The sequence below is a fragment of the Bradyrhizobium sp. SZCCHNS30572 genome (assembly GCF_032484415.1).
Taxonomy (GTDB): domain Bacteria; phylum Pseudomonadota; class Alphaproteobacteria; order Rhizobiales; family Xanthobacteraceae; genus Bradyrhizobium.
The window spans coordinates 39,771-64,260 of the sequence record NZ_JAUESY010000012.1 but is presented as its reverse complement, the minus strand read 5'-3'; the positions used below and the strand labels follow the sequence as shown (position 1 = coordinate 64,260).

Below are 24,490 nucleotides of genomic sequence, written 5' to 3'. Positions count from 1 at the left end.
GCCCGGCGACGCAACAGCGTCGCCGGGGTCTGGTGTCACGCCGCCGAAATCAGGGCGCCCTGGCGAATTTCGGCGTCACCGCGCACGACGTGCTGGATTTCGCCGCTGTTCACCTTGTCGAGGTAGTCCTTGAACCAGGCGATCGCGGACTTCTCGATGAACTCGTGGGCGAACTGATCGACCGGCTCGATGCCCGCGGCCTGCAGGTCGCTCTTCGGGCAGCCGCCGATCTTGGCCACGAACACCGCATGGCAGTCGTTGATGGCGCGGATGACGGTCTCCAGGCTGTCCTCGTCGCCATAGCCGCCCTGGCAGTACAGGTCGACGCGGCGGTGACCGACGAACTTGGCACCGGCGGTGGAGAGCTCGTAGACCTGGAACTCCTTGGCGTGGCCGAAATGCTCGTTGATCAGGCCCGAACCCTTGGTCGCGACCGCGACGAGCAGCTTGATGTCGCTCGACTGGCCGGCGAGCGAGGCAAGCTCCTCCTGCCGGGCGACGACCTTGGCGACGCGCTCGCTCTCGACCGCCTCCTGGTACGCCTTGCGGCTGTCGATGTCGTAGTTCACCTCCATGGCCATGATCTTGTCGGTGGTGAATTCGGCCGAGCGATCCTCACCGAGCAGGCCCACGGCGTCGGCGCGGCACTGGCGGCAATGCCGCATCATGTTCATCTCGCCTTCGCACTCGTCCTGCAGCGCCTTCAGCTCCTGCGCGGTCGGACCGCGCTGGCCGGTCAAACCGAACACGGTGCCGTGCTCCGGCGACGAGATCAGCGGCATGATGTTGTGCAGGAACGCGCCGCGCGACTTCACCGCCTTGTTGACCTCGACGAGGTGCTTGTCGTTGACCCCTGGGATCATCACCGAGTTGACCTTGCAGAGGATGCCGCGCTCGGTCAGCATCTCCAGGCCCTGTAACTGGCGGTCGGTGAGCAGCTTGGCCGCCTCGACGCCGGTATAGCGCTTGTGCTTCCAGAACACCCAGGGATAGATCTTGGCGCCGATCTCGGGATCGACCATGTTGATGGTGATCGTGACGTGGTCGACGTTGAAGCCGGCGATGGTGTCGACGTGGTCGGGCAGCGCGAGACCGTTGGTCGACAGGCAGAGCTTGATGTCCGGGGCGGTCCGGGCGATCAGCTCGAAGGTCTTGAACGTCTTCTCCGGATTGGCGAGCGGATCGCCGGGACCGGCGATCCCGAGCACGGTCATCTGCGGAATGGTCGAGGCAACGGCGAGCACCTTCTTGGCCGCCTGCTCCGGCGACAGCTTTTCGCTGACGACGCCCGGACGCGACTCGTTGGCGCAGTCGTATTTGCGGTTGCAGTAGTTACACTGGATGTTGCAGGCGGGCGCGACGGCGACGTGCATGCGCGCGTAGTGATGATGCGCCTCCTCGCTGTAGCAGGGATGGTTCTTCACCTTCTCCCAGATCTCCGGCGGCAGGTCGTTCTCGCCGGCGCCCGAGCCACAGCTCGCCTTGCCGCTGCCGCCCGAGGTGCCGCAACCCTTGTGTTCCGCGATGGTCTGCATCACCGAGCTCAGCTTGTCGCCGTCCGGTATCGTCGCCTGTTCGTGCTGCACTGACGCGTCCATGTCCGCTCCTTAACGTTGCTGGCGAGCCGCAAACCGCCTTGGGCTAGGGTTCAGCAACTCGCGTGCCACGCCGCGGACAAGATCATTTCGTCAGACTATCAACGCCTTAGCCAAATCATCGCGCCTGTCGCCTTGCCAACATGCGAAAGGCTCTCGTTTCGGGCGTTGTTAGAAACGTTACAGACTCGAATTGGGACACAGGACGAACGGCAAAGCAGCGCAGCTTGCGGCCGCGCTGTTCGATTTCCGGTGTCGTGGTTTCGCTCAGCCGCCGATGATGATCTCGGTCGCGCGGGCCAGCGGAATCGCGATCGGCGTCAACCGCTCGGCGATGAAGAACTTCAGCTCGTTCTTCGACAATGAGTCGGGCTCGACCAGGACGTAGTGATCGGCGCCGGAGCGCTTGATGACCTGGCGGCCATAGGTGCGCAGCAACTGGTCGTTGAAGCGGCAGCCGATGAACAGGAAGGTGCGGTCGGTGCGCCGGTCCTTGACCGTGTCGGGTATCGGTGTCTGGATATCGATGTCGGTCAGCACCTCGACATAGTCGGCGTCGGTGATCAGGAAGTTCCTGGCCGGCGTGATCCCGCCATGTGGCTTGTAGAGCAGCGTAGTCCAGCTTGCGGCCTTCTCACGATCGCTCTCGGCGCCCGCGGCGTCGTAGAAGCGATACCAGCGGTCCTCGCCGATTCCGGCCCGCGTGATGCCCTGCACCTCGCCCCAATCGCCGCGCCCGGCGAGCGCGGCTCGCATTGCGCCGTCATACCAACTGTCGACGATCATCGGCAGCGGCAGCGACGCCAGATGCTGCTGCAGCGGTGTCGGTGCAACGGGCGCGGCAAAGGCTTCGGCCATCAGCGCCGTCACCGTCGAGCGGTGGCGCGTGCTCTCGATGTGCTGGGCTGAAGCCCACGCATTGCCCTTGGCTCGGCGCGGCAGCGCCACTTTGGTGCCGAAGAACGCGGCCAGCGCTTCGGGATTCATCGGCACCGTGGCGCCGGACTGCTCCGACACGGCGGGACCGAGGAACGGGACGACCTTGCCGGCCTTCAGTCCGGCGACGACGTCCTTGAGCAGGGCCTCGGCATCGGCCTGCTTGACGATGTCGATATGAGGAAGTGGCGCATTCATCACTCGTCCCCTTCGCCACCGCGCTTGCGCGCATTGATCGTGATCGGCAGCCGCGTGTCGGCAGCCATCTGCGGCAGTTCGAGGACCCATCCGTTGGCGATGCGGATCCAGCCGCCCCACAAGGACTCGTGCTCCGACTCGACGATGGGCTCCTCGAGATCCTTTTTGGGGACGTAGATCGACAGGCCCGTTTCCGGCGAGCGGCGGATCATGACTTTCATTGCGTGAGCTCCGTAGGGCGAAGGGCGTCCGCCGATGGCGATTGACGATGCTGCAGCCAGGCCGGCGAGGTCTCGCGCAGCCGGCCGACGATGTCGGGCAGGATCTGCAGCATGCGATCGATGTCGTCGTCCGTGGTGTCGCGCGACAGCGAGAACCGGACAGCCCCGCGCAGCAGGTCCGGCGGCACGTTCATCGCGCGGAGCACGTGCGACGGCTCCATCGAGCCGGAGGCGCAGGCCGAGCCGAGCGAGGCGGCGATACCGGCTTGGTTCAGCCGCATGACGATCGGCTCGCCCTCGAGATGCTGGAAGGCGATGTTGGAGGTGTTCGGCAGCCGCGCAGCGAGGTCGCCGAGCACGACGCAATGGCCGACGCTCTGGAGGATGCCCTGCTCCAGCCGGTCGCGCAGCGCGCGGACGCGGCCCTGCTCGTCCGCGAGATGCTTTGCCGCCAGCTCGGCCGCCTTGCCGAGCCCGATGATGCCCGGCACGTTCTCGGTGCCGCCGCGCCGGCGGCGCTCCTGCGGGCCGCCGCGCAGCAGCGGCGCGAACGGTGTGCCCTTCCGAACATAAAGCGCACCGATGCCCTTGGGGCCGTGCAGCTTGTGGCCGGACAACGACAGCATGTCGACGCCAGCGGATTTCAGATCGATCGCGATCTTGCCGACCGCCTGCACGGCGTCGGTGTGGAACAGCGCGCCGGCCTCATGCGCGAGCCTGGCCAGATCGGACACCGGAAACAGCGTGCCGGTTTCGTTGTTGGCCCACATCACCGAGGCGATCGCCGTGCGCGGGCCGAGCGCGCGCTTGTAAGCCTCGAGATCGAGCCGGCCGGCCGCATCGACGCCGATCAAATGCACCGTGAGGCCGCGCTTGCCGCTGAGATACTCGACGAGCGACAGGATTGCGGGATGCTCCACCGCCGTCGTGACGATCTCGTCGCGACCGTCCTGCGTCTCAAGCGCCGACAGCAGCGCGGTGTTGTCGGATTCCGTCCCACCGGAGGTAAAGACGATCTCGTGGTCGAAGGCGGCGCCCAGCAGCGCCTGCAGGCTCTTGCGCGCCTGCCTCACGGCGCCCGCGACCTCGCTGCCGAAGGCATGCGAGGACGAAGCATTGCCGAACTGGTCCGTAAAGAACGGCAACATCGCCGCGACGACCTCCGGATCGGCTCGTGTCGTCGCGTTGTTGTCGAGATAGACCGGACGCAAGGCCGCTCCTTAATGCCGCGCCTTGGCTGCGCCGGCCACCGGAACGAGGCGGACGAATTCGCCGAGCTTCTCGATCATGCGCGCCTGGATGCCCTCCAGCGTCGCGCTGGCGAGCTTGCAGAAGATGCAGGCGCCGGCGAGCTTGACCATGATCTTGTTGCCGTCAATCTCGACGAGCTCGCAATCGCCGCCGTCGCGCTTGAGGTTCGGACGGACCTCCTCGATCACGGCCCGGATGATCCGCTCGCGCTCGCTCATCTGCGACGGCGCTTCGACGATGCCCTGGGATTCGACCAGCATGGTTTCACTTCTCGCGTGTTGGATGATCGAGCGAAGACTCAAGCGAACGACTTGCCGCAGCCGCAGCTCGACTTGGCATTCGGGTTCTCGAAGGTGAAGCCGGAGCCCTCGAGCGCGATGACGAAATCGATCGTCGTGCCTTCGAGATATTCGAGGCTCTTGTGATCGACGAGCACGCGCACACCCTCGCGCTCGATCACGGTGTCCTCCGGCTCGCTGCCGCTGACGAGGCCCATGTTGTATTTGAGCCCGGCACAGCCGCCGGCTTCGACCATGATCCTGAGGCCGTCGACCGGCTTGTCGGAGGTCGTGATCGCGTTGCGGACCGCATTGATGGCGCTGTCGGTCAGGTTGATCATCATCGTCTCGCCTTTCCCATTCGGCTGTTGTGAACGGAATTGGCAAGTCTCATGCCATGCAGCAATCGCCTGAAAGACCTCAACTTTTCATGTTGTCGCTGTGGCGTTTCCGACGCGTGTCGGCTTTCCGACAGGCGCTGTTCACGCCGTGTCGCGCGGGCGTCGGCGCGATGTCGGGGCGCAAACCCGACAATCGACTGGCGCGAGAGGCAAAAGAACCAAGCAAATCAAGCTGCAACACACACCGGCAGACAATTTGCATCACGCCCCTTTCGACCGCGCCGTGCGGCGAACGGCTGACAAGGACATGCGAGGGGATTGCTGATGACGACATTGGAGAAGACGGTTGCGATCGAGACCACCGCGCTCGCGCAGCTCGACAAGGAAGGGCGGCTGCTGAACGCCGTTCTCAAGGCGCCGACCACCAAGCCGGGACGGTTCGGCTTCCGCGGCGATATCGCGCTGAAGTTCCAGACCCAGGTTGCGGACGAGAAGCGTCCGCCGGACTTCTCGATCGAGCAGGTGCTGACGATCGCGCAGGACGGCGCATCGACGATCCCGGTGCTCGTCGGCTACATCCACTCGCTGGCCTATCTCGAGACCGCGGCCGAGGTGCTCAAGGGCCTGCTGACGCCGGACGGCAAGTACTTCATGTTCTGCAACAACATCGATCTGCTGGCGAAGTACCGCATCAAGATCGACGACATCACCTTCTACGTGCTGCCTTGCGACGAATCCACGGTCTGGAAGGAGATGCTGGAGCTGCTGTCGATCGACAAGAACGACATCAAGAAGCTCGATACCGCCGGCAAGCTCGACTACGTGCTCGACGCCGCCAAGGACTTCAGCGAGAACTACGATCTCGTGCCCTACGCGGATGCACTGGCCAGGATGGAGCCGGTCAAGAACCGCAACGAGAACCGGCCAGTCTGAGACCGTCCGTTTCTTCAAATTCAAGATGAAGTCCCGGCAGTTTCCGTCGGGACTTCACCGCGATCGCCGCCTCAGCCGTCCTCACACTGCAGGCCGGTCTCACCCTCTTCCTCGTCATCCTCGACCAGGGTCACGCCGGTCACGCAGATGTCGCCATCCAGCACGCTCAGCGCGACCGGCGTCAGGCTCTCGCCCCTGCACGGGCCATCGACGCAGAGCCCGGTACCGATCTCGAACAGCGAGCCGTGCTTGCCGCAGAGGATGCGAAGGCCGTTGCCGTCCAGGAACTGATTGCGCTCCCAGTCGAGATTGACCTTGTCGTGCGGGCACATGTTCAGATAGCCGAACACCTGCTTGCCCCAGCGGATCACGAAGATCGGCCACGGGCGGTGGCTGCCGTCCTCCGCGACGATCATGAGCTGGAAGCCCATGGCGCGGCGGCTCGGAATGTCGTTGAAGCTGCAGATGGCGTAGGCGACGTCGGTCGTCATGTCGGGCCTCATCGATGTCTGGCGCATCTCCGACACGGCCGCTTCGGCGCAGCAGGAGCGACGGTCGGCTCGCTTGCGAGCCGCGTTGCAAGATTCGCGCAACTCCGCCTGTCCGCCTCGCCTTCTTTGCTGCTGCGATAGACTGGCACAGAACTTGAAAATTTCTCCTGCAAAGGCGCCTCTTTGTAAGGAGATCGACATGAACGTGGCACTGGAATTCGTCGAGAGCTCGCTCGACGACATCAAGGCGGCATTGGAGGGCGGCACGCTGACGGTCTACTCGGTGGCGCGTCCGATCACCGCGGACAAGCCGGTCGACCGCAGCGGCGTGCTCGCGACCTTCACGTTCGGCTCGCCCGCCTTCGGCGCCGCGGTGGATGGCCTCGAGCAGCCGAACTTCGTCGCGACGTCCGTGCCGGCGGCCACCGTCGGCACGCCCGGCTTTGCGCGGGCGCGCAAGGCGGACGGTACTACCGTCGCCGATTTCTCCGCCGGCCCAGGCGAGCGCGAAATCAAGTTCACCGAAGTGTCGTGCTCGCCCGGCGCGCCGGTCACGGTCGCGACCTTCAAGATCGTCGCCGAAGGCGGCTGGCCGGAGCGTCCGGAATACTACGACACCCATCCACGCCCGGGCTATCCGATGCCGAAGACGCTCTGACGCCCGCAAGCGCGTCAGTCATCCTGTTGGCTCTTCAAATCGCGAGCGCATGCATGAGCACGGATCCCTCGAGCACCCTGGTCAGCTCCGACTGGCTGGCACAACATCTTTCCGATCCCGCCACCAAGATCCTCGACTGCACCTGGCACCATCCGAGCACCAACCTGGACGGCCGTACGCAATACCGCGGCCGGCACCTGCCGGGCTCAGTGCATTTCGATATCGACCAGGTCGCCGACAAGTCCAACCCGCTGCCGCACATGCTGCCGTCAGCGGGCGATTTCGCCCACAAGGTCGGGCTGCTCGGCATCAGCAATGCCGATCGCGTCGTCGTCTACGACCGTCACTATGGCGGCTCGGCCGCGGGCCGCGTGTGGTGGATGTTCCGCGTATTCGGGCACGACAACGTCGCCCTGCTCGACGGCGGCTTCGGCAAATGGACCAAGGAGAAGAGGCCGGCGGAGATGACGCCGGTGCGCCCGGTGCCGGCGAGCTTCACGGCCAGCTTCCAGCCCGGCCTGGTCGCGACCTCGGCCGACGTGCGTCGCCTGCTGCAGGCCGGCGGCCAACTCATCGATGCGCGCGGGCCCGGCAAGTTCGACGGCACGCAGGCAGACGTGTTCACCTTCAAGCGCCAGGGCCACATTCCAGGTGCCATCAACCTGCCCTGGGCCGATCTGGTCGATCCGGACTCCGGCGTGCTGCTGGCGCCCGACGCGCTCACCGCACGCTTTACGGCCGCGGGCGTCGATCTGAACAAGCCGATCGTTACCACCTGCGCCTCGGGCATCACCTCCTGCATGCTGGCGTTGGCGCTCTACCGGCTCGGCGTTCCGAACGCCGCCGTCTACGACGGCGCTTGGGCGGAATGGAGCCAGCTCGACGACACGCCGGTCGCGGCGTGATTTCAACGACGGGAGCACGAGCATGGCAAAGACTCTGGTCAAGACCACGCAGGACGGCCGCAAGGTCGAGGTGATTGGCCTCGCCATCTGCCTCGAAGGCGAGCTCGAGGCTTTCGAGCTGGTCGAGGTCAAGCTGCATCCGAACCGGCGCAAGATCTGGGAGGCCGCGCCCGACGCGACTCACATGGCCGGCCGCATCACTTTGACCAAGGACGAGGCAGCGATCGTCGAGAGCGCGTTCGCCGCCGCCCACGCCGAGATTCTCGCCAACCCCGCCGCGATCAACGAGCGCTTCCGGATCGCGGCGATGTGGAAGGCCAGGGAACAGGGGATCGAGTAAAAGTCCCCGCTTTCGGCCTGGCCCTCATCTCTCGACCGTCATTCCGGGGCGCGCGAAGCGCGCGCCCCGGAATGACGAGCGGATAGATCGTGGCCAACACAAGTCTCCGTCATCGCGAACGCAGCGACGCGATCCAGGGCGGCACAAGGAACTCTGGATTGCTTCGTCGCCTGCGGCTCCTCGCAATGACGGCAGTGGCAAGATCTACTGAAAGATCCGCCCGCGGTAGCGATAGCTGCCCTCATCGTCGACATCGAACAGTTCGCCGATATCGGGATGCTTCACCGGCTCCCCGGAAGCGTCCGCCACCAGGTTCTGCTCAGGCACATAGGCGATGTAGCTGCTCTCGCCGCATTCGGCGAGCAGATAGTAGAATGGCTGCTCCTTGTCGAGCCTGGCGTCCATGGTGATGGCGCGCCAGCCCTCTTCCTCGGAGAACGACAGGTCGACATCGAACACGACGCCGCGCAGATCGTAGACGCGGTGCCGAGTCACCTGGCCGATCGTGAATTTCGCCTCCATCCGCATCATGGCAGCACGCTCGACAATCTCAGGCCGCCGGCGAATGGGTCTGGCAGTTGGTCGGGCAGACCCGGGCGCAGGCGCCGCAGCCGATGCAAGCGCCGGTGTCGTTCATGACCATGATCTTCTTCTCGACCTCGTCATCCTCGTCGTCGTCGAGCTCGACGAACTCGCCCTCGTCGTTGATGCCCTTCAGGGTCATGACCTCGCGGCCACACACCTTGTAGCAGCGGCCGCAGCCGATGCACTTGGCCGGATCGATGGCGACCAGATAGTCCGGCCGCCAGTCGCGACCGTCACGGGTTGCGTTGGACATGATGACGGATCCTCAAATCGGGCTTACGCGGTTTCGAGCTTCTTCAGCTCGGCCCGCTTCTTCTCCAGCTCGGCGAACGCGTCATGCGCCTTCTGCGCCGTCGGCAGGATCTGGTCCCAGTTGATGGGCAGTTCCTCCGACAGGTCGTGCAGGTTCATCTTGGCATCCATGGCGCGTGCCGACAGCTTCTTGATCTCGGCCTTCAGGGTATCCAGGTCGCTCATCTCTCTCATCCTCGCCGTTCAGTAGTTCGCGACGTCCTTGAACTTCTCGATCATCTCGACGCCGGCCTTGACGAACTTGTCGCCTTCGTCGGCCAGCTTGCCGAGATTGTCGAAGCCGAACCGGTGCACGTCCCGCAGCTGCTTGTTGACGACGATCAGCCGGCCGCCGATCAGCACCATGCGGCCGAAGCCCTCGTGACTCATCTTCAGCATCGGCGAGATCATGACGCCGGTGGCCTTCTCGATCGACAGCGCGACCGCATTGAAGAACAGCTCCAGCCGCCAGATCGTCTCCGGATCGGGATCGCCGATGATCGGCAGCGCCCGCCGCTTCTCCTTGTCCAGGATGTAGGGCTCGAGCAGGTCGATGTCCTTCTTGCCTTCCCATGCGCCATGGGTGTCCTGGGCGCGCCACACCTTGATCAGCTCCTTGACGAAGGGCCGCTGCTCGGCGGGGATGGTTTCGACGGCTACCGCGGTATCGGACATGGTGGTTTCCTCATTCCTCGAAATCGAGCGCGCGTTCCTGGCCCTTGGCCAGCGCCTTGCGCAGCCAGGGCGGCGGCGTGCCCTTGAGCACCGCCTGCAGCTTGCCGAGCAGATCGGTGATCTCCTCGGGCTGGGTGACCTTCATCGGATGGATGTTGTTGGCGACGACGCGCGCGGCGCCGGAGCCGCCGATCGCGGCGACATAGAGGATCGCGCAATCCTTGATCGCCTCGATCTTCGGCGCCAGCTTGTCCTCGTTGCCATCCTCCTTGAGATCGCCGTCGAACTCGACCTTCTCGATGAAGCGGTAGCCCTCGGGATCGAGATCGTAGATCGCGATGTTCTTGGCCCAGCCGAAATGGGCGTCGACGCGCTTCAGATCCTGGGTAGCGAATGCGACTTTCATGTCGTCGGTCCTTTCTCCTGAAACGTCAATGCAGTGGCGCCACGACGGCGGTGTCGATCGATGCCTGTTCGAGGTCCTTCCAGGGATCGAGCCAGGTGTCGGGCGTCGGCTGATGGTTGTCCTCGCGATCGGCGATGATCAGATTGGCGAGCGCAAAGATCAGATCGCGCGTGCCGCGATAGCCGACCGTCAGGAGATGCCCTGCCCCGAGCCGATCGAACATCGGAAAGCCGATCCGGTAGAACGGGATCTTGAGGCGGGCGGCGGCCTGGCGGCCGTGCGAATGCGTGAGCATCAAGCCGCAGTCGCGCTCCTTTGCCAAGTTTTCGAGATCCTCGAGATCGCCGATCAGCACTTCATCGCAGGGCATCCGCTCGAGCACCGGCGACTGCGTCGTGGTGACCGCCACCGACACATGCGCGCCCATGTCGTGCAGCATGCTCGCGACGTCGAACAACAGATCCGGCTCGGCGCCAACAGCGAGCTTGCGGCCGCCAATGTGGAAATGCGCATCCAGCATCGCGTCTGCGAGCTGGCCGCGCTGCCGGCGATATTTCGCCGGCACCGGGCGTCCCGAGATCTCGCTGAGGAACGTCATGAACTCGTCGTTCGGCAGCAGCCCGCAGAGCCGCTCGAACAGCCGATACGGCACGCCGGTCCTGGCCTGCATCGCTTCCGCCGCTCGCTTCATTTGCGCCCCGATCGCGATCGTCCAGGACGCGCTGCCCATGGTCGCAATCTCTTCCAGGCCGATGCCGCCGATCGTTGTCGGCGTGAACTCGTCGGGGATGTGGCCGTCGAGCGAGCCGCCGATGTCCGGCAGGAACGACGGCTCCAGACCGAAATCCTCGATGATGGTGCGCAGCTCCTCGATATCCCCCGGCGTCAGATGGCAGCCCGGCAGCACGTTGACCCGCGCCGGGTCGCGACGGGTCGAGGTCGGCTTGTCGACGAGCACCTCGACCATCTTGGCGACGGTCTTGTCCCAACCGTCCTGGAACGCGTCCTTGAAGTCCGGCGTCGAGACATAGACCAGCGGATAGGTCGCAAGCTCCGGATGTTTCTCGCGGATCAGCCTGATGTAGCCGTCGACGTCGTCGCCCTTGGTCTCGGTGACGCCGGTCGAGCAGATGCCGATGATCTCCGGCTTTTGTCGCTTGTAGATGTTGAGGATCGCCTGCTCGACATTCTCATAGCCGCCGAGCACGGTGGCGACCTCGCTCATCGCCGTCGTCTGCATCGGCACCGCTTCCTTGAAGTGGCGCACGAACAAGGTCAGGCCGAACGAGGTGCAGCCCTGCGAACCATGCAGCAGCGGCATCGCGCCGCGCAGGCCGAGGAAGGCGAACGAGCCGCCGATCGGCTGGCTCATCTTGAGCGGATTGACCGCGCAGGCCTTCTTTCCAATGGTGACCTTGGCCATGAGCGCCGCCCTACTCCGCCGCCTGCAGCAGCTCGGCCGGCGCCTTGAACGTCGCCAGGATGTCCTCGACCCGCCCGGCGCAGGCGCCGCAGCCGCCCGAGGCGTTGGTGTGCTCGCGAACGCCGGCGACATCGGCGAGGCCATGGGCCTTGATCGCGTCCTCGATGGTGCCGAGATCGACCGACTTGCAGTGGCAGATCTTCTTGGCGCGTCGCGCGGCTTCCGCGGCGACCGGATCGGCCGCCAGCGCCGCCGCTTCTGCATTGACCTGGGCAATCGCCCTGGCCTGCCAGTTGCTGTCGGCCTGCTCCCAGGGCGCCCGCTTGCGCAGCTGCTCCCACATCGGGTTGTAGATCGCCTTGTCGATCTCCGCGACCAGCTTCACCATCCCGATATAGCCCATAAAGGCGTGGGAGCGCTCCTGGTTGATGTCGAGCCAGGGCATCGCCGCCTTCAGCGCCACGAATTGCGACTTGCCGCCCGAGAGCATGATGTCGGCCTTGGCGTCCTTGAGCATCTTGTACATTTCGCGCGGCGCCATATCGTCGATCATGTGCGCGTCCTGGCCCATCAGCTCCTTGATGCGCTCCTTGTCCTCCTTGGTGGACTTCTTGACGGAGGTGCCGACCAGCTCCATGCCGGCCTCCTGCAGCGCCGCTACGACTGACCACGACTTCACGCCGCCGGTGATCAGCAGCACCTTCTTGCCGGTGAGCCGCTTCTTGAACGGCTCGATCGCCGCCCAGGCCTTGGCCTCCTCGCGCGCGATCACCGCCTCGGTGCGGTCCAGCAGATCGGCCGGCGCGCCGCGCTCGACCAGGAGGCGCGCGATCTCGCGCAACGAGTCCGAGGAGTCCTGGATGCCGTAGAACGATCCCTCGAAGAACGGAATGCCGTAGCGTTCCTCCATCTTGCGGGCGACGTTGATCATCGCCTTGGAGCACACCATCATCGCGGCGCGGGCGCGGTGCGACGAGGCGACGTCCTTGTAGCGGCCGTCGCCGGAGATGCAGGCGGAGATGCGGATGCCGAGTTCGTCGAACAGCGGCTTCACCTGCCAGAGCTCGCCGGAGAGATTGTATTCGCCGATGATGTTGAGGTCGTAGGGCGTTGTGACCTCCGGCTCGACGGTGCCGATGACGTGGTCGAGCAGCGCCTCGCCGGCGAGCTTGTTGCCGAGATTCTTCGGGCCGACGAAGCCGGGCGAGTTGACGGGGATGCAGGGCTTGCCAAATTTGGCCGAGGCCGCCTTGCAGACGGCATTGATGTCGTCGCCGGTCATGGCGGGCACGCACGTCTGGTAGACGAAGACCGCCGGCGGATCGTACTTCTCGATGATTTCCTTGATCGCCTTGTACAGCCGCTTCTCGCCGCCGAACACGACGTCGGTCTCGTTGATGTCGGTGGTGAACCCGGTGCGCCAGATCTGCGAGCCCGACGAGGCCGCGCCGCGGTTGTCCCAGGAATTCCCCTCGCAGGCGATCGGCCCGTGCACGAGATGCGCGACGTCGGTCATCGGCTGCAGGGCGACCTTGGCGCCGTCGAACGCGCAGCCACCGGCCGCACCGCCCGGCTGAAGCTGCTTGGTACAGCCCTTCTTGCGCTCGGCCTCGGACTTGTTGGCGTTCTTGCCGCAACCCGGCTCGTTGAAGACGTTCTGGATCGTGGCAGACAGCGAGCTCATCGGCTTCTCCTGTTGACGGACCTTCTGCGCGTCTTTTGGCCGAGGAGGCTCAGGCTTTCAGTGCCTTCCCCATGAGCCTCGTCGTCCAGATCGAGACGCGGCGGCCCTTAAGGGACCGCCGCGCGCCGTGTCCTAGCGGATGATGTCGAAGCTGTAGTCCGACTTGGCGGGCACGTTGGTGTTGCGGTCGATCTCGTCGAAGATCTTATCGAGGATCGTGACCAGCACGTTCAGACCGCCTTGATAGCCCCACACCGGATAGCGGTGCTTGTGGTGACGATCGAAGATCGGGAAGCCGATGCGGATCAGCGGCGTGCCGGTGTCGCGCTCGAGATACTTGCCGTAGGTATTGCCGATCAGGAAATCGACCGGCTCGGTGAACAGCAGCGAGCGCATGTGCCAGAGATCCTTGCCGGGATACACTTGGCAGTTCTTGCCGAACGGCGAGGAGTCGAACACCGCCTGGACCTTCTCGGCCCAGTCCTTGTTGCCGTTGGTGGCGAGCACGTGGGTCGGCTCGGCGCCGAGCTCGAGCAGGAACGCTGCGAGCCCGAGGCAGAGATCCGGATCGCCGTAGATCGCGAACTTCTTGCCGTGGATGTGAGCGCTGGAGTCGGCGATCGCGTCGACCAGGCGGCCACGCTCGAGCGCGAGCTGCTCCGGAATCTCCTTGCCGGTGATGCGTGACAGCGCCATCACAAAGGCGTCGGTGCCGGTCACGCCGACCGGATGGTTGAAGGAGACGACCTCCTGACCGTGGTTCTTGATGAACGGCAGGGTCTTCTCGGTGCAGAAGTGCTGCATCGAGATCGTCGCCTTGGCGTGAATCGCGTTGGCCGCGTCCTCCAGCGTAGTGCCGCCATCATACATACGGAACTCGCCGTCGGTCGGCGTGTCGAACACGTTCGAATTGTCGCCGAGGATCGTGTACTCGATCCCCATCGCCTCGAAGATGTGCTTCACTTCCTTAATGTTGCCGACGGTGTAGCCATCGAAACCGCCGATGAAGTTGATCTTCTCGTTGGGAACGCGCTCCAGCTTCGGCGCGGTGCCGGCCTTGCCGTCCCAGAAGTGCTCGAGAATGCCCTTCATTGCATTGTCGTAGCCGGTGACATGGCTGCCGACGAAGGCAGGCGTATGGGCGAAAGGCACATCGAACTCGGCGGGAACCGAGCCCTTCTCCTTGGAGGTCTTGATGAAGGCGTTGAGGTCGTCGCCGATGACTTCCGCCATGCAGGTGGTGGAGACCGCGATCATCGACGGCTTGTACATGTTGTAGGCGTTCGCAAGGCCGTCGATCATGTTGTTGAGGCCGCCGAAGACGGCTGCGTCCTCGGTCATCGACGACGACACGCAGGAGCTCGGCTCCTTGAAGTGGCGCGACAGATGGCTGCGATAATAGGCAACGCAGCCCTGCGAGCCGTGCACGAACGGCAGCGTCTTTTCGAAGCCGACGGCAACGAACACGGCGCCGAGCGGCTGGCAGGCCTTCGCCGGGTTGACGGTCAGCGCCTCGCGGGCGAAATTCTTCTCGCGATATTCGGGTGTCTTGGCCCATTCGCGGATGCGCTCGACCTCGGCGGGATCGCGCGGATTCTCGAACATCTTCTTCTTGTTCGCCAGCATCTGCTGGTATTCGGGACCACGGAAAAGCTCGAAGTGATCGAGCACATGTTCGGCACTCTGCGTCATGGGATAACCCTCTCTATGTTCCTGTGTCGATCAGGGAGCACTGGCTCTCCGCCGAAGGAGAGCCAGGCCGTGGGTGGTGGTGCTTACTCGGCCGCCTGAAGCAACGGCTTGGGCGCCTGCTTCCAGGGCGCCTTGGCCATCTTCCAGACCGGCGAGTTGATGGCCATGTCCATGTCGCGGGCGAAGATCGCGAACCCGTCATAGCCATGGTAGGGACCCGAGTAGTCCCAGGAATGCATCTGGCGGAACGGCACGCCCATCTTCTGGAACACGTACTTTTCCTTGATGCCCGAGCCGACCAGGTCCGGCTGGACCTTCTCGACGAACTTCTCGAACTCGTAGCCGGTGACGTCGTCGTAGATCAGCGTGCCATCCTTGACGTAGTGCTGGGCGGTGCGCTGATAGTCGTCGTTGTGGCCGAACTCATAGCCGGTTCCGACGACCTCCATGCCGAGATCCTCGTAGGCGCCGATCACGTGGCGCGGACGCAGACCGCCGACGAACAGCATCACGGTCTTGCCTTCGAGGCGCGGCCGATACTTGGCGATCACGGCGTCCATCAGGGGCTGGTACTTGGCGATGACCCGCTCGGCACCTTCCTTGATCTTGTCGTCGAAATAGCTGGCGATCTTGCGCAGCGATTCGGCGATCTTGCTCGGTCCGAAGAAGTTGTATTCGCACCACGGAATACCGTACTTCTCTTCCATGTGGCGCGAGATGTAGTTCATCGAGCGGTAGCAGTGCAGCACGTTGAGCTTCGCCTTCGGCGTCGCCTCGAGCTCTGCCAGCGAGCCGTCGCCCGACCACTGGGCGATCACGCGCAGGCCCATCTCCTCGAGCAGGATCCGGGACGACCAGGCGTCGCCGCCGATGTTGTAGTCGCCGATGATCGCGACGTCGTAGGCCGACGGCTCGAAGCGCGGCGCGGCATCGGCCGGGAGCTTGTCGAACACCCAGTCCCGGATGGCGTCGTTGGCGATATGGTGACCCAAGGACTGGGAGACGCCGCGGAAGCCTTCGCAACGCACGGGGACGATGGTCTTGCCGTCATACTCCTTCGACTTGACCTTGGAGACCGCCTCGATGTCGTCGCCGATCAGGCCAATCGGGCATTCCGACTGCACGGTGATGCCGTTGTTCAGCGGGAACAGCTCCTGGATCTCGTCCATGATCTTGGCGAGCTTCTTGTCACCGCCGAAGACGATGTCCTTCTCCTGGAAGTCGGAGGTGAACTGCATCGTCACGAAGGTGTCGATGCCGGTCGTCCCGATGTAGTAGTTGCGGCGCGCCGCCCAGGAGTACTGGCCGCAGCCGACCGGGCCATGGCTGATGTGGATCATGTCCTTGATTGGGCCCCACACCACGCCCTTCGATCCGGCGTAGGCGCAACCGCGGATGGTCATGACGCCGGGGATCGACTTGATGTTCGACTTGACGCCGCAATCCGACTTGCCGTTCTCATGCACGTTGAGATGCTTGGCGCGGCGCTTGGCGGTCTTTTCCGGATAGACCTTCAGGACCTCGGCGATCAGTTCCTTGTTGCGCGCCTTGATCTCGGCGACGCTTTGTTTCTCGGTGACGCTCATCTGGCTTTCCTCGATGATCGGTTGCGGAGGTGATCCGGCCCTTGGAGATGAAGGGCCGGAGCACCGGTGGCGGTTACGCCGTTGCGGCGAGCTCGGCGGCAGTCTTTCCGATCTGGGTCTCGTCGACGGCCTTCATGATGCCGTGCTCCATCAGCATGTCCTCGAGCTCGTCCATCGTGATCGGGGTCGGGATGATGCCCTTGCCGCCGTTGTTGTGGATCTTCTGCGCCAGCGAGCGGTAGTGCCCGGCCTGGACCGAATCCGGCGCATATTCCAGCACGGTCATGCGGCGCAGCTCGGCGTGCTGCACGATGTTGTCGCGCGGCACGAAGTAGATCAGCTGGGTGCCGAGCTTCTTGGCGAGAGCCTCCGCCAGCTCCAGCTCCTTGTCGGTCTGACGCTCGTTGCAGACCAGGCCGCCCAGGCGCACGCCGCCGGAATTCGCATATTTCAGAATGCCCTTGGAGATGTTGTTGGCGGCATACATCGCCATCATCTCGCCGGACATCACGATGTAGATCTCCTGCGCCTTGTTCTCACGGATCGGCATCGCGAAGCCGCCGCACACGACGTCGCCGAGCACGTCGTAGGACACGTAGTCGATGTCCTCGTAGGCGCCGTTCTCCTCCAGGAAGTTGATCGAGGTGATGACGCCGCGGCCGGCGCAGCCGACGCCCGGCTCCGGACCGCCGGACTCGACGCAGCGGATGTCGCGATAGCCGACCTTCATGACCTCCTCGATCTCGAGGTCCTCGACGCTGCCCGCGGCAGCGGCCAGGCTCAGGATCGTGTCCTGCGCCTTGGCGTGCAGGATCAGGCGGGTCGAATCCGCCTTGGGGTCGCAGCCGACGATCAGGATCCGATGACCCATCTCGGCGAGCGCCGCGAGCGTGTTCTGCGACGTCGTCGATTTGCCGATGCCGCCCTTGCCGTAGAATGCGATTTGTCGAAGTGATGACATTCTGCTCTCCATCAACCGATTGCCAATGTCCCGCATGCGCCTTGCATCGCGAGACCGCGTCCTCTCTCCAGAACCGGCAGACGGGTTATTGGGAAGGAGAGCATCGCTCGTCCGAAGCGTCGGCGTGCACTCAGCCCTCAACCATTGCCTGAGCCCAGTTTTGCAACGGCTGTGCCAGAGCTTTGGAATCGTTAAAAAGGCCATGTTTTGAAAGAGATGCGGCCAAGCTCGGCGCTAGGATGGACTTGTTGCAAATCCGACATCGGGGGATTTCACCCGACGCTCCCGCGCCGTGCTGTCCGAAACGACACATGCCGCCGCGGCTCCGAGCGGCGCTTCCGTAGAGAACACCGCGGAGCGCTCGCGTGGGGCCGGTCAGGAGCGGCGGTACGGAGTTTGCTTGATGCAGATCAAACCCGCTTTCGAACGGGCCAGCAGGAGTACTTTTGATGGCGAGCAAGGCGCGCGTCTTTGTCATTGAAGCCGATCAGGTGATCCGCTCGGCGCTGGGCTACATTCTCAGTGAGCGTCACGAGACCTTCACCTTCGCGGAGACCGCCGACGCTTTGACCAAGGCGGCACGGACCTCGCCCGACGCCGTCCTCATCGGGATGAGCATCCTGGAGGACGACGGCGCCGAGACGGTCGGCATGCTCGCCCGGAAGATGCATCAGGCCGGCATCATCGTGGTCGCGGGATCGACCCGGTCGCCGCTCGCGCTGGCCGGCCTACGGCAGGGCGCGGAAGCCATCATCGCCAAGCCGATCACCTTCGACGGCGTCACGCACGCGGTCGATTCCGTGCTGGCGCGGCGCGGCAGCGAGCCGGACATGACGGCATAGCTGGCCGCCGCATCTACGGAGATCTGCCGATGACGAGGAGAGGATGATGTTGAGGACGACCCAGACTGCGACGCCGGGGATACCGGACATCGAGGACATCGTCGAGAATTTCGCGCTGCTCGACGACTGGGACGACCGCTACCGCTACGTGATCGAGCTCGGCCGCGGCCTGCCGCCGCTGTCTGACATCGACCGCAATGATGGCAACAAGGTGCAGGGCTGCACCAGCCAGGTCTGGCTCGCCACCGCCGTGCGGCACGACGCCGCAGCGCCGGTGCTGCATTTCGTCGGCGACAGCGACGCGCACATCGTGCGTGGCCTGGTCGCGATCCTCCTGGCGATGGTCTCCGGCCGCACCGCGCCGGACGTTCTCGCCGCCGATCCGATCGCCCTGTTCGAGAAGCTGGGCCTGCGCGAGCATCTCACGCCCCAGCGCTCCAACGGCTTCCGCTCGATGGTCAGCCGCATCAAGGCGGATGCGCAGGCGGCGCTGGCGTCGGCGGCATAGGTTTTGATTTGTTGCTTTGATGAAGCCGCTAAAGCGCGGCACATTCAGTCTTCGCCTCTCCCCGCGTGCGGGGAGAGGCCTGATTGCATCGAAGATGCAATCAGGGTGAGGGGGACTCTCCGCAAGTCTGGTGCGTGTGGAGAGTCCCCCTCACCCCAACCCTCTCCCGCACGCGGCGCGAGGGAGCGCACCGCCAGCTTGGCGAATGCTCGATTCCGACTCGCCAGATGCGAGTCAGTAGGAACTCTGCCAGGACGGCGCGAGTGCTCTTAAGAGAAAAACTCCTGTGCCTTCTTCAGCGCACGTACCAGCACATCCACCTCTTCGCGCGTGTTGTACATCGCGAACGACGCGCGGCAGGTTGCGGTGACGCCAAAACGCTCCAGCAGCGGCATGGCGCAATGGGTGCCGGCGCGGACCGCGACGCCGGAGCGGTCGATGACGGTGGCGAAGTCGTGGGCGTGGGCGCCCTGCATCTCGAACGAGACGATGGCGCCCTTGTCGGCGGCGTTGCCGATGATGCGCAGCGAGTTGATTTCGCGCAGCTGCTCGGTGGCGTAGGTGACGAGATCATGCTCATGCGCCGCGATGCGCTGCTTGCCGATCGAGGCAACGTAGTCGATCGCGGCGCCCAGCCCGGCGGCCTCCACGATCGGCGGCGTGCCCGCCTCGAAGCGGTGCGGCGGATCGCCATAGGTGACCCAGTCCCGCGAGACCTCGCGGATCATCTCGCCGCCGCCGTTGAACGGCGGCATCGCTGCCAGCAGCTCGCGCTTGCCGTAGAGCGCGCCGATGCCGGTGGGGCCGTAGATCTTGTGGCCGGTGATGCAGTAGAAATCCGCATCGAGATCGCTAACGTCGACCTCCATGTGCACGGCCGCCTGCGAACCGTCGACCAGCACGGGAATGCCGCGCGCATGCGCGATGCGGATGACCTTCTTGACCGGGACGACGGTGCCGAGCACGTTCGACATCTGCGTCATCGCCACCATCCTGGTGCGCGGCGTCAGCAGCTTCTCGAATTCGTCGAGCAGGAAGTTGCCGTCGTCGTCGACGGGAGCCCATTTGATCACCGCGCCCTGGCGCTCCCGGAGGAAATGCCAGGGAATGATGTTGGCGTGGTGCTCCATGATCGACAGCACGATCTCGTCGCCCGGACCGATCCGCTCGCGGCCGAAGGTCTGCGCCACCAGATTGACCGCCTCGGTGGCGCCGCGCGTGAAGATGATCTGCTCCGGACTTTCGGCATTGAGGAACGCCGCGACCTTGGCGCGGGCGCCCTCATAGGCCTCGGTCGCGGCGTTCGCGAGATAATGCAGCCCCCGATGCACGTTGGCGTATTCGGACGTATAAACCTGGTTCATCCGGTCGAGCACCGCCTGCGGCTTCTGCGCGGACGCGGCGTTGTCGAGATAGACCAGCGGCTTGCCGTGGACCTGCATGCCGAGGATCGGGAAATCCGCGCGGATGCGGCCAACGTCGTAGCCGCTTCCCTGCACCGCTGCATGCATCACCTACTCCCGTTGTCCGAGCCAGCCCAGCATCGCCTCCGTCAGCGCCGCCCGCACGCTCTCATTGGCGGCGCCCTCGATGATCTCGCCGACGAAGGCCTGGATCAGCAGCGCCTTGGCTTCCTTCGGCGGAATGCCGCGCGCCATCAGATAGAACAGCAGGCCGTCGTCGATCGCGCCGGTCGTGGTGCCGTGGCCGCACTGCACGTCGTCGGCGAAGATCTCGAGCTCCGGCTTGCTGTCGGCTTCGGCCTCGTCGGACAACAGCAGCGCCCGTGACATCATCTTGGCGTCGGTCTTCTGCGCGCCGGGGCTGACCGTGATCTTGCCCTGGAACACCGCGCGCGCGGTGTCGCCGACGACGGCCTTGAAGGTCTCGCGGCTCTGGCAGTTTTCCGCGGCATGCTCGATCGCGAGCGTCGTGTCGGCATGCTGGGTGCCCGACAGCAGCGTTCCGCCGCGGATATCCGCAACAGTGCCCTCACCCGCGATGTGCACGAACAGCTGATTGCGCACAAGGCTGCCGCCGGCGACGAAGCCGAGCTGATTGAAGGTCGCTCGCGCGCCGATATTCGCGAGCAGCGAGGAGACGTGCAGCGCGCTGTTGCCCTCCCGGGTCACCTTGACATGGTCGATCCGCGCCTCGTCGCCGACGACGAGCTGCATCGCGGTGTTGACCTGATATTCGCTGCCGTCGGGCCCCTGATGCGACTCGACGATGGTGGCGCTGGCCCCAGTTCCGATATTGACCAGCGACCGCGTGTACATCGAGGTTGCGACCCAGTTCGTCGTGACGAACGCGACGTGGATTGGCCGGCTCAGCGCCGTGCCCGGCGCCACCAGGATCACGACGCCATTGGCAGCCAGCGCGGTGTTGAGCGCCAGCGCCGGATCGTCGTCCGGCACGACCGGACCGAGCCGCTGCGACAGCAGCGGCTTGTCGGCCGCGAGCGCGTCGGCCATCGGCTGGATGGTGAGGCCGGGCTCGAGATCGGCGAGGTCGGACAGCTCGGGCACGAAGGCACCGTCAACGATCATCAGCTTGCGGAAGCCGGTGCCCGCGAACAGGTCGCTCGCCTCGCGCGCCTTGGTCTTGGCGGCGTCATCGGGCAGTGAGGCCAGCCGCTTGGCCTCCTTCATCTGCGTGCGCAGATCGGTGTAGCGCCAGGCCTCGACGCGCCGATGCGGCAGGCCGACCGCGTTGAAGCGGTCAAAAGCGGCGGCGCGCACCGCCGTGATCTCCTCGCCGCCCGGCAGATAACGGCGGGCGCCCTGGTACAGATCGGCCAGCCCGAGCTCGGCCTTGGTCTTGCGGATCGCGACGCCCATGCTCATGCTCCGCCCTACGCCGCTTCGCTCTGATACTGGGCGTAACCGGTCGCCTCGAGCTCGCGCGCGAGGTCCGCGGTCCCGGTGCGGACGATGCGGCCCGCCGCGAAGACGTGAACGATGTCGGGCACGATGTAGTCGAGCAGCCGCTGATAGTGGGTGATGACGATCATGCCCCGCTCGGCCGAGCGCAGCGCATTGACGCCGCTGGCGACGACCTTCAGGGCGTCGATGTCGAGACCGGAGTCAGTCTCGTCGAGCACGCAGAGCGAGGGCTGCAGCAGCGCCATCTGCAGGGTCTCGTTGCGCTTCTTCTCGCCGCCGGAGAAGCCGACATTGAGCGGCCGCTTCAGCATGTCGGCGTCAATGTTGAGCGTCTTGGCGATCTCGCGCACGCGCTTGATAAGATCCGGCGACGACAGCTCCTCTTCGCCGCGCGCCTTGCGCTGGGCGTTGAAGGCGGCCCGCAGGAACGTCAAGGTCGCGACACCCGGGATCTCCAGCGGATATTGGAACGCCAGGAACACGCCCTTGGCGGCGCGCTCATCGGCCTCCATTGCCAAGAGGTCCTCGCCGTTGAGATAGACCTCACCGGCGGTGACCTCGTAGCCGGGCTTGCCGGCGAGCACGTAGGACAGCGTCGACTTGCCGGCACCGTTCGGCCCCATGATGGCGTGGATCTCGCCCTTGTTCACGGTCAGGTCCAGGCCCTGGATGATCTTGCGCCCCCCGGAGATCTCGGCATGGAGCCCCTTGATTTCGAGCAAGGCCGTCATCGAACACTCCTTGTGATGTTGTTGCCGCGCGACGCCGTCATCCAACCGAACCTTCGAGCGAGATCGAGATCAGCTTCTGCGCCTCGACCGCGAACTCCATCGGCAGCTGCTGCAGCACGTCCTTGACGAAGCCGTTGACGACGAGCCCAACCGCCTCTTCCTGCGACAGACCGCGCTGGATGCAGTAGAACAGCACGTCCTCGGAGATCTTGGACGTCGTCGCCTCGTGCTCGAACACCGCCGACGAGTTCTTGGCCTCGATGTAGGGCACGGTGTGCGCGCCGCATTTGTCGCCGATCAGCAGCGAATCGCAGGCGGTGAAGTTGCGGGCGCCAGAGGCCTTGCGATGAGCGCTGACGAGGCCGCGATAGGTGTTCTGCGACTTTCCGGCGGCGATGCCCTTGGAGATGATCCGGCTCGACGTGTTCTTGCCGAGATGGATCATCTTGGTGCCGCTGTCGACCTGCTGGAAGCCGTTGGAGATCGCAATCGAGTAGAACTCGCCGCTGGAATTGTCGCCGCGCAGGATGCAGCTCGGATACTTCCAAGTAATCGCGGAGCCGGTCTCGACCTGGGTCCAGGAGATCTTCGAATTGGTGCCGCGGCAGTCGCCGCGCTTGGTGACGAAATTGTAGATGCCGCCGACGCCCTCCGAATTGCCAGGGTACCAGTTCTGCACCGTCGAGTACTTGATCTCGGCATCATCCAGCGCGACCAGCTCGACGACGGCGGCGTGCAGCTGGTTCTCGTCGCGCTGGGGTGCCGTGCAGCCTTCGAGATAGGAGACGTAGGCGCCCTTGTCGGCGATGATCAGCGTCCGCTCGAACTGGCCGGTGTTGCGCTCGTTGATGCGGAAATACGTGGACAGCTCCATCGGGCAGCGGACGCCCGGCGGGATGTAGACGAACGAGCCGTCCGAGAACACCGCCGAGTTCAGCGTCGCGAAATAATTGTCGGTCGTCGGCACGACCGTTCCGAGATATTTCTGCACCAGGTCCGGATGCTCGCGCAGCGCCTCGGAGATTGGCATGAAGATCACGCCGGCCTTCTTCAGCTCCTCCTTGAAGGTCGTCGCCACCGAGACCGAATCGAACACGGCATCGACCGCGATCTTGCTGCGCGGCGTGGCCGCCTCGCCATCGGCGTCGGCTTCCGCGCCTCCAGCCGGGCGCTCGACGCCTTCGAGGATCTCGACCTCGCGCAGGGGAATGCCGAGCTTCTCGTAGGTCTTGAGGATCTCCGGGTCGATCTCGTCGAGCGAGGCCACCTTCTTCTTCGGCTTCGGCGCCGCGTAGTAATAGAGATCCTGATAGTCGATCTTCGGGTATCCGACACGCGCCCAGCTCGGCTCCGTCATGGTCAGCCAGCGGCGATACGCCTCCAGCCGCCATTCCAGCATCCAGGCCGGCTCGTTCTTCTTGGCCGAGATGAAGCGGATGGTGTCTTCCGACAGCCCCTTCGGAGCCTTCTCGGATTCGATGACGGTCTCGAACCCGTAGCGATATTGATCGACGTCGATGCCCTTGACCCGATCAATGGTCTCCTGAACCGCTGCCATCTCTCACTCCGCTTGCAATGTTTCCGCCGCGGCCCGCGTCAAGCGGGGACGCAGGTGTCCGGCACCGGACAGACGGCGGCGCATTGCGGCGCATCGAAGTGGCCCTCGCACTCCGTGCACTTCTTCGGATCGATGATGTACATGTCGTTCTTGAGCCGAATGGCCGCATTCGGGCACTCGAACTCGCAGGCCCCGCAGACCGTGCATTGTGAGGCGATGATCTTGTAGGCCATGTGCAGCTCCCCGCGATCCGTGCGACATCGAGCGATGTCATTCGCGCGATATCTTTCAAGCGCCGTGCCAGAGAGCATTTGGTTGATTTCTAAGGAGGATTCTAAACGTCGCAGGTCGCGGCGAGCTGTCGCTCTCCCGACAGCATGTCGCAAGTGCGACAGGGCGGGAGCAGCGTGTCGTCGGAGTCGAGGTCTCACTGCGCAATTGTCCGATGTCACCTCGCGCGCGAACGCCGGTCGTGACCCAGGTCGCTCCTCCGTCATTCCGGGGCGTGCGCAGCAC

General features: G+C 64.5%; 28 protein-coding genes. 6 read left to right on the top strand and 22 right to left on the bottom strand.

Annotated features, from left to right (window positions below):
• Nucleotides 1-35: 35 nt before the first annotated feature.
• The 6 genes from nifB to QX048_RS30955 form a co-directional block, all read right to left on the bottom strand.
• On the bottom strand, nucleotides 36-1,598 hold the full coding sequence (nifB, locus tag QX048_RS30980) for a nitrogenase cofactor biosynthesis protein NifB (RefSeq protein ID WP_315825168.1): 1,563 nt from the start codon (nucleotides 1,596-1,598) through the stop codon (nucleotides 36-38).
• 264 nt (nucleotides 1,599-1,862) lie between these two features.
• The gene (locus QX048_RS30975; RefSeq protein ID WP_315825169.1) at nucleotides 1,863-2,729 is read right to left on the bottom strand and encodes an SIR2 family protein; all 867 of its coding nucleotides are present in this window, start codon (nucleotides 2,727-2,729) and stop codon (nucleotides 1,863-1,865) included.
• Entirely contained in the window at nucleotides 2,729-2,950 is a 222-nt protein-coding gene (gene nifT, locus QX048_RS30970) for a putative nitrogen fixation protein NifT (protein WP_315713133.1), read from the bottom strand. Before nifT ends, QX048_RS30975 begins: the two co-directional genes overlap by 1 nt.
• Nucleotides 2,947-4,161, bottom strand: a complete 1,215-nt coding sequence (gene nifS / locus QX048_RS30965; RefSeq protein WP_315825170.1) for a cysteine desulfurase NifS — start codon at nucleotides 4,159-4,161, stop codon at nucleotides 2,947-2,949. The genes nifT and nifS overlap by 4 nt, the downstream gene beginning before the upstream one ends.
• A gap of 9 nt (nucleotides 4,162-4,170) precedes the next feature.
• Nucleotides 4,171-4,461 carry a NifU family protein gene (locus tag QX048_RS30960; RefSeq protein ID WP_315713137.1) on the bottom strand — a complete coding sequence of 97 codons (291 nt, stop codon included), beginning with the start codon at nucleotides 4,459-4,461 and terminating at the stop codon, nucleotides 4,171-4,173.
• A gap of 38 nt (nucleotides 4,462-4,499) precedes the next feature.
• Nucleotides 4,500-4,820: a HesB/IscA family protein gene (locus tag QX048_RS30955; protein ID WP_257170758.1), complete on the bottom strand. Its 321-nt coding sequence runs from the start codon at nucleotides 4,818-4,820 to the stop codon at nucleotides 4,500-4,502.
• A gap of 324 nt (nucleotides 4,821-5,144) precedes the next feature.
• On the opposite strand from QX048_RS30955, the gene QX048_RS30950 reads away from it, so the two are divergent.
• The gene (locus QX048_RS30950) at nucleotides 5,145-5,753 is read left to right on the top strand and encodes a hypothetical protein (RefSeq protein ID WP_315825171.1); all 609 of its coding nucleotides are present in this window, start codon (nucleotides 5,145-5,147) and stop codon (nucleotides 5,751-5,753) included.
• A gap of 71 nt (nucleotides 5,754-5,824) precedes the next feature.
• Here the strand turns inward: QX048_RS30950 and QX048_RS30945 are convergent, their stop codons facing one another.
• A complete protein-coding gene (locus QX048_RS30945) occupies nucleotides 5,825-6,244 on the bottom strand; it encodes a Rieske (2Fe-2S) protein (RefSeq protein WP_315825172.1) in 420 nt (139 codons plus the stop codon).
• A 199-nt stretch (nucleotides 6,245-6,443) separates the two neighbouring features.
• Between QX048_RS30945 and QX048_RS30940 the strand changes: the two genes are divergently transcribed.
• The 3 genes from QX048_RS30940 to QX048_RS30930 are packed head-to-tail and all read left to right on the top strand — an operon-like array spanning nucleotide 6,444 to nucleotide 8,147.
• A complete protein-coding gene (locus QX048_RS30940) occupies nucleotides 6,444-6,902 on the top strand; it encodes a hypothetical protein (protein WP_315768856.1) in 459 nt (152 codons plus the stop codon).
• A gap of 53 nt (nucleotides 6,903-6,955) precedes the next feature.
• On the top strand, nucleotides 6,956-7,807 hold the full coding sequence (locus QX048_RS30935) for a sulfurtransferase (protein WP_315752840.1): 852 nt from the start codon (nucleotides 6,956-6,958) through the stop codon (nucleotides 7,805-7,807).
• A gap of 22 nt (nucleotides 7,808-7,829) precedes the next feature.
• Entirely contained in the window at nucleotides 7,830-8,147 is a 318-nt protein-coding gene (locus QX048_RS30930) for a hypothetical protein (RefSeq protein ID WP_315825173.1), read from the top strand.
• Nucleotides 8,148-8,351: 204 nt separating this feature from the next.
• On the opposite strand, the gene hspQ is transcribed toward QX048_RS30930, so the two are convergent.
• From hspQ to nifH, 10 genes are all read right to left on the bottom strand, one after another.
• Nucleotides 8,352-8,678 carry a heat shock protein HspQ gene (gene hspQ / locus QX048_RS30925; protein ID WP_315752839.1) on the bottom strand — a complete coding sequence of 109 codons (327 nt, stop codon included), beginning with the start codon at nucleotides 8,676-8,678 and terminating at the stop codon, nucleotides 8,352-8,354.
• Nucleotides 8,679-8,697: 19 nt separating this feature from the next.
• Nucleotides 8,698-8,985, bottom strand: a complete 288-nt coding sequence (fdxB, locus tag QX048_RS30920; RefSeq protein WP_315713149.1) for a ferredoxin III, nif-specific — start codon at nucleotides 8,983-8,985, stop codon at nucleotides 8,698-8,700.
• Nucleotides 8,986-9,008: 23 nt separating this feature from the next.
• On the bottom strand, nucleotides 9,009-9,209 hold the full coding sequence (locus QX048_RS30915; protein ID WP_315713150.1) for a CCE_0567 family metalloprotein: 201 nt from the start codon (nucleotides 9,207-9,209) through the stop codon (nucleotides 9,009-9,011).
• A gap of 18 nt (nucleotides 9,210-9,227) precedes the next feature.
• A complete protein-coding gene (locus QX048_RS30910) occupies nucleotides 9,228-9,698 on the bottom strand; it encodes a NifX-associated nitrogen fixation protein (RefSeq protein ID WP_315752838.1) in 471 nt (156 codons plus the stop codon).
• Between the two features lie 10 nt (nucleotides 9,699-9,708).
• Complete coding sequence (gene nifX / locus QX048_RS30905; RefSeq protein ID WP_315713153.1) at nucleotides 9,709-10,104, bottom strand: nitrogen fixation protein NifX; 396 nt, start codon at nucleotides 10,102-10,104, stop codon at nucleotides 9,709-9,711.
• A 25-nt stretch (nucleotides 10,105-10,129) separates the two neighbouring features.
• The gene (nifN, locus tag QX048_RS30900; protein WP_315825174.1) at nucleotides 10,130-11,527 is read right to left on the bottom strand and encodes a nitrogenase iron-molybdenum cofactor biosynthesis protein NifN; all 1,398 of its coding nucleotides are present in this window, start codon (nucleotides 11,525-11,527) and stop codon (nucleotides 10,130-10,132) included.
• 10 nt (nucleotides 11,528-11,537) lie between these two features.
• A complete protein-coding gene (gene nifE, locus QX048_RS30895) occupies nucleotides 11,538-13,211 on the bottom strand; it encodes a nitrogenase iron-molybdenum cofactor biosynthesis protein NifE (RefSeq protein WP_316200829.1) in 1,674 nt (557 codons plus the stop codon).
• 132 nt (nucleotides 13,212-13,343) lie between these two features.
• Nucleotides 13,344-14,903, bottom strand: coding sequence for a nitrogenase molybdenum-iron protein subunit beta (nifK, locus tag QX048_RS30890; protein ID WP_315713159.1), 1,560 nt, complete (start codon nucleotides 14,901-14,903; stop codon nucleotides 13,344-13,346).
• 83 nt (nucleotides 14,904-14,986) lie between these two features.
• Nucleotides 14,987-16,489 carry a nitrogenase molybdenum-iron protein alpha chain gene (gene nifD, locus QX048_RS30885; protein WP_315713160.1) on the bottom strand — a complete coding sequence of 501 codons (1,503 nt, stop codon included), beginning with the start codon at nucleotides 16,487-16,489 and terminating at the stop codon, nucleotides 14,987-14,989.
• A 73-nt stretch (nucleotides 16,490-16,562) separates the two neighbouring features.
• Nucleotides 16,563-17,450, bottom strand: coding sequence for a nitrogenase iron protein (gene nifH / locus QX048_RS30880; protein WP_315713086.1), 888 nt, complete (start codon nucleotides 17,448-17,450; stop codon nucleotides 16,563-16,565).
• 449 nt (nucleotides 17,451-17,899) lie between these two features.
• Here nifH and QX048_RS30875 point away from each other — a divergent pair, with 449 nt between their 5' ends.
• Together QX048_RS30875 and QX048_RS30870 are read left to right on the top strand one after the other, a co-directional pair.
• Nucleotides 17,900-18,292 carry a response regulator gene (locus QX048_RS30875; protein WP_315713161.1) on the top strand — a complete coding sequence of 131 codons (393 nt, stop codon included), beginning with the start codon at nucleotides 17,900-17,902 and terminating at the stop codon, nucleotides 18,290-18,292.
• Between the two features lie 46 nt (nucleotides 18,293-18,338).
• Nucleotides 18,339-18,800, top strand: a complete 462-nt coding sequence (locus QX048_RS30870) for a SufE family protein (protein WP_316200828.1) — start codon at nucleotides 18,339-18,341, stop codon at nucleotides 18,798-18,800.
• Between the two features lie 269 nt (nucleotides 18,801-19,069).
• Here the strand turns inward: QX048_RS30870 and QX048_RS30865 are convergent, their stop codons facing one another.
• Genes QX048_RS30865 through QX048_RS30845 form a run of 5 tightly spaced genes read right to left on the bottom strand, consistent with a single transcriptional unit; the run spans nucleotide 19,070 to nucleotide 24,207 of the window.
• The gene (locus QX048_RS30865; RefSeq protein WP_316200827.1) at nucleotides 19,070-20,311 is read right to left on the bottom strand and encodes a cysteine desulfurase; all 1,242 of its coding nucleotides are present in this window, start codon (nucleotides 20,309-20,311) and stop codon (nucleotides 19,070-19,072) included.
• Between the two features lie 3 nt (nucleotides 20,312-20,314).
• Nucleotides 20,315-21,640 carry a Fe-S cluster assembly protein SufD gene (gene sufD, locus QX048_RS30860; RefSeq protein WP_316200826.1) on the bottom strand — a complete coding sequence of 442 codons (1,326 nt, stop codon included), beginning with the start codon at nucleotides 21,638-21,640 and terminating at the stop codon, nucleotides 20,315-20,317.
• Between the two features lie 14 nt (nucleotides 21,641-21,654).
• Nucleotides 21,655-22,416 (bottom strand): Fe-S cluster assembly ATPase SufC, encoded by a 762-nt coding sequence (gene sufC, locus QX048_RS30855; RefSeq protein WP_315768878.1) that lies wholly within the window; start codon nucleotides 22,414-22,416, stop codon nucleotides 21,655-21,657.
• A gap of 37 nt (nucleotides 22,417-22,453) precedes the next feature.
• Complete coding sequence (gene sufB, locus QX048_RS30850) at nucleotides 22,454-23,974, bottom strand: Fe-S cluster assembly protein SufB (protein ID WP_315768880.1); 1,521 nt, start codon at nucleotides 23,972-23,974, stop codon at nucleotides 22,454-22,456.
• A gap of 38 nt (nucleotides 23,975-24,012) precedes the next feature.
• A complete protein-coding gene (locus QX048_RS30845; protein ID WP_008961670.1) occupies nucleotides 24,013-24,207 on the bottom strand; it encodes a 4Fe-4S dicluster domain-containing protein in 195 nt (64 codons plus the stop codon).
• Between the last annotated feature and the right edge of the window lie 283 nt (nucleotides 24,208-24,490).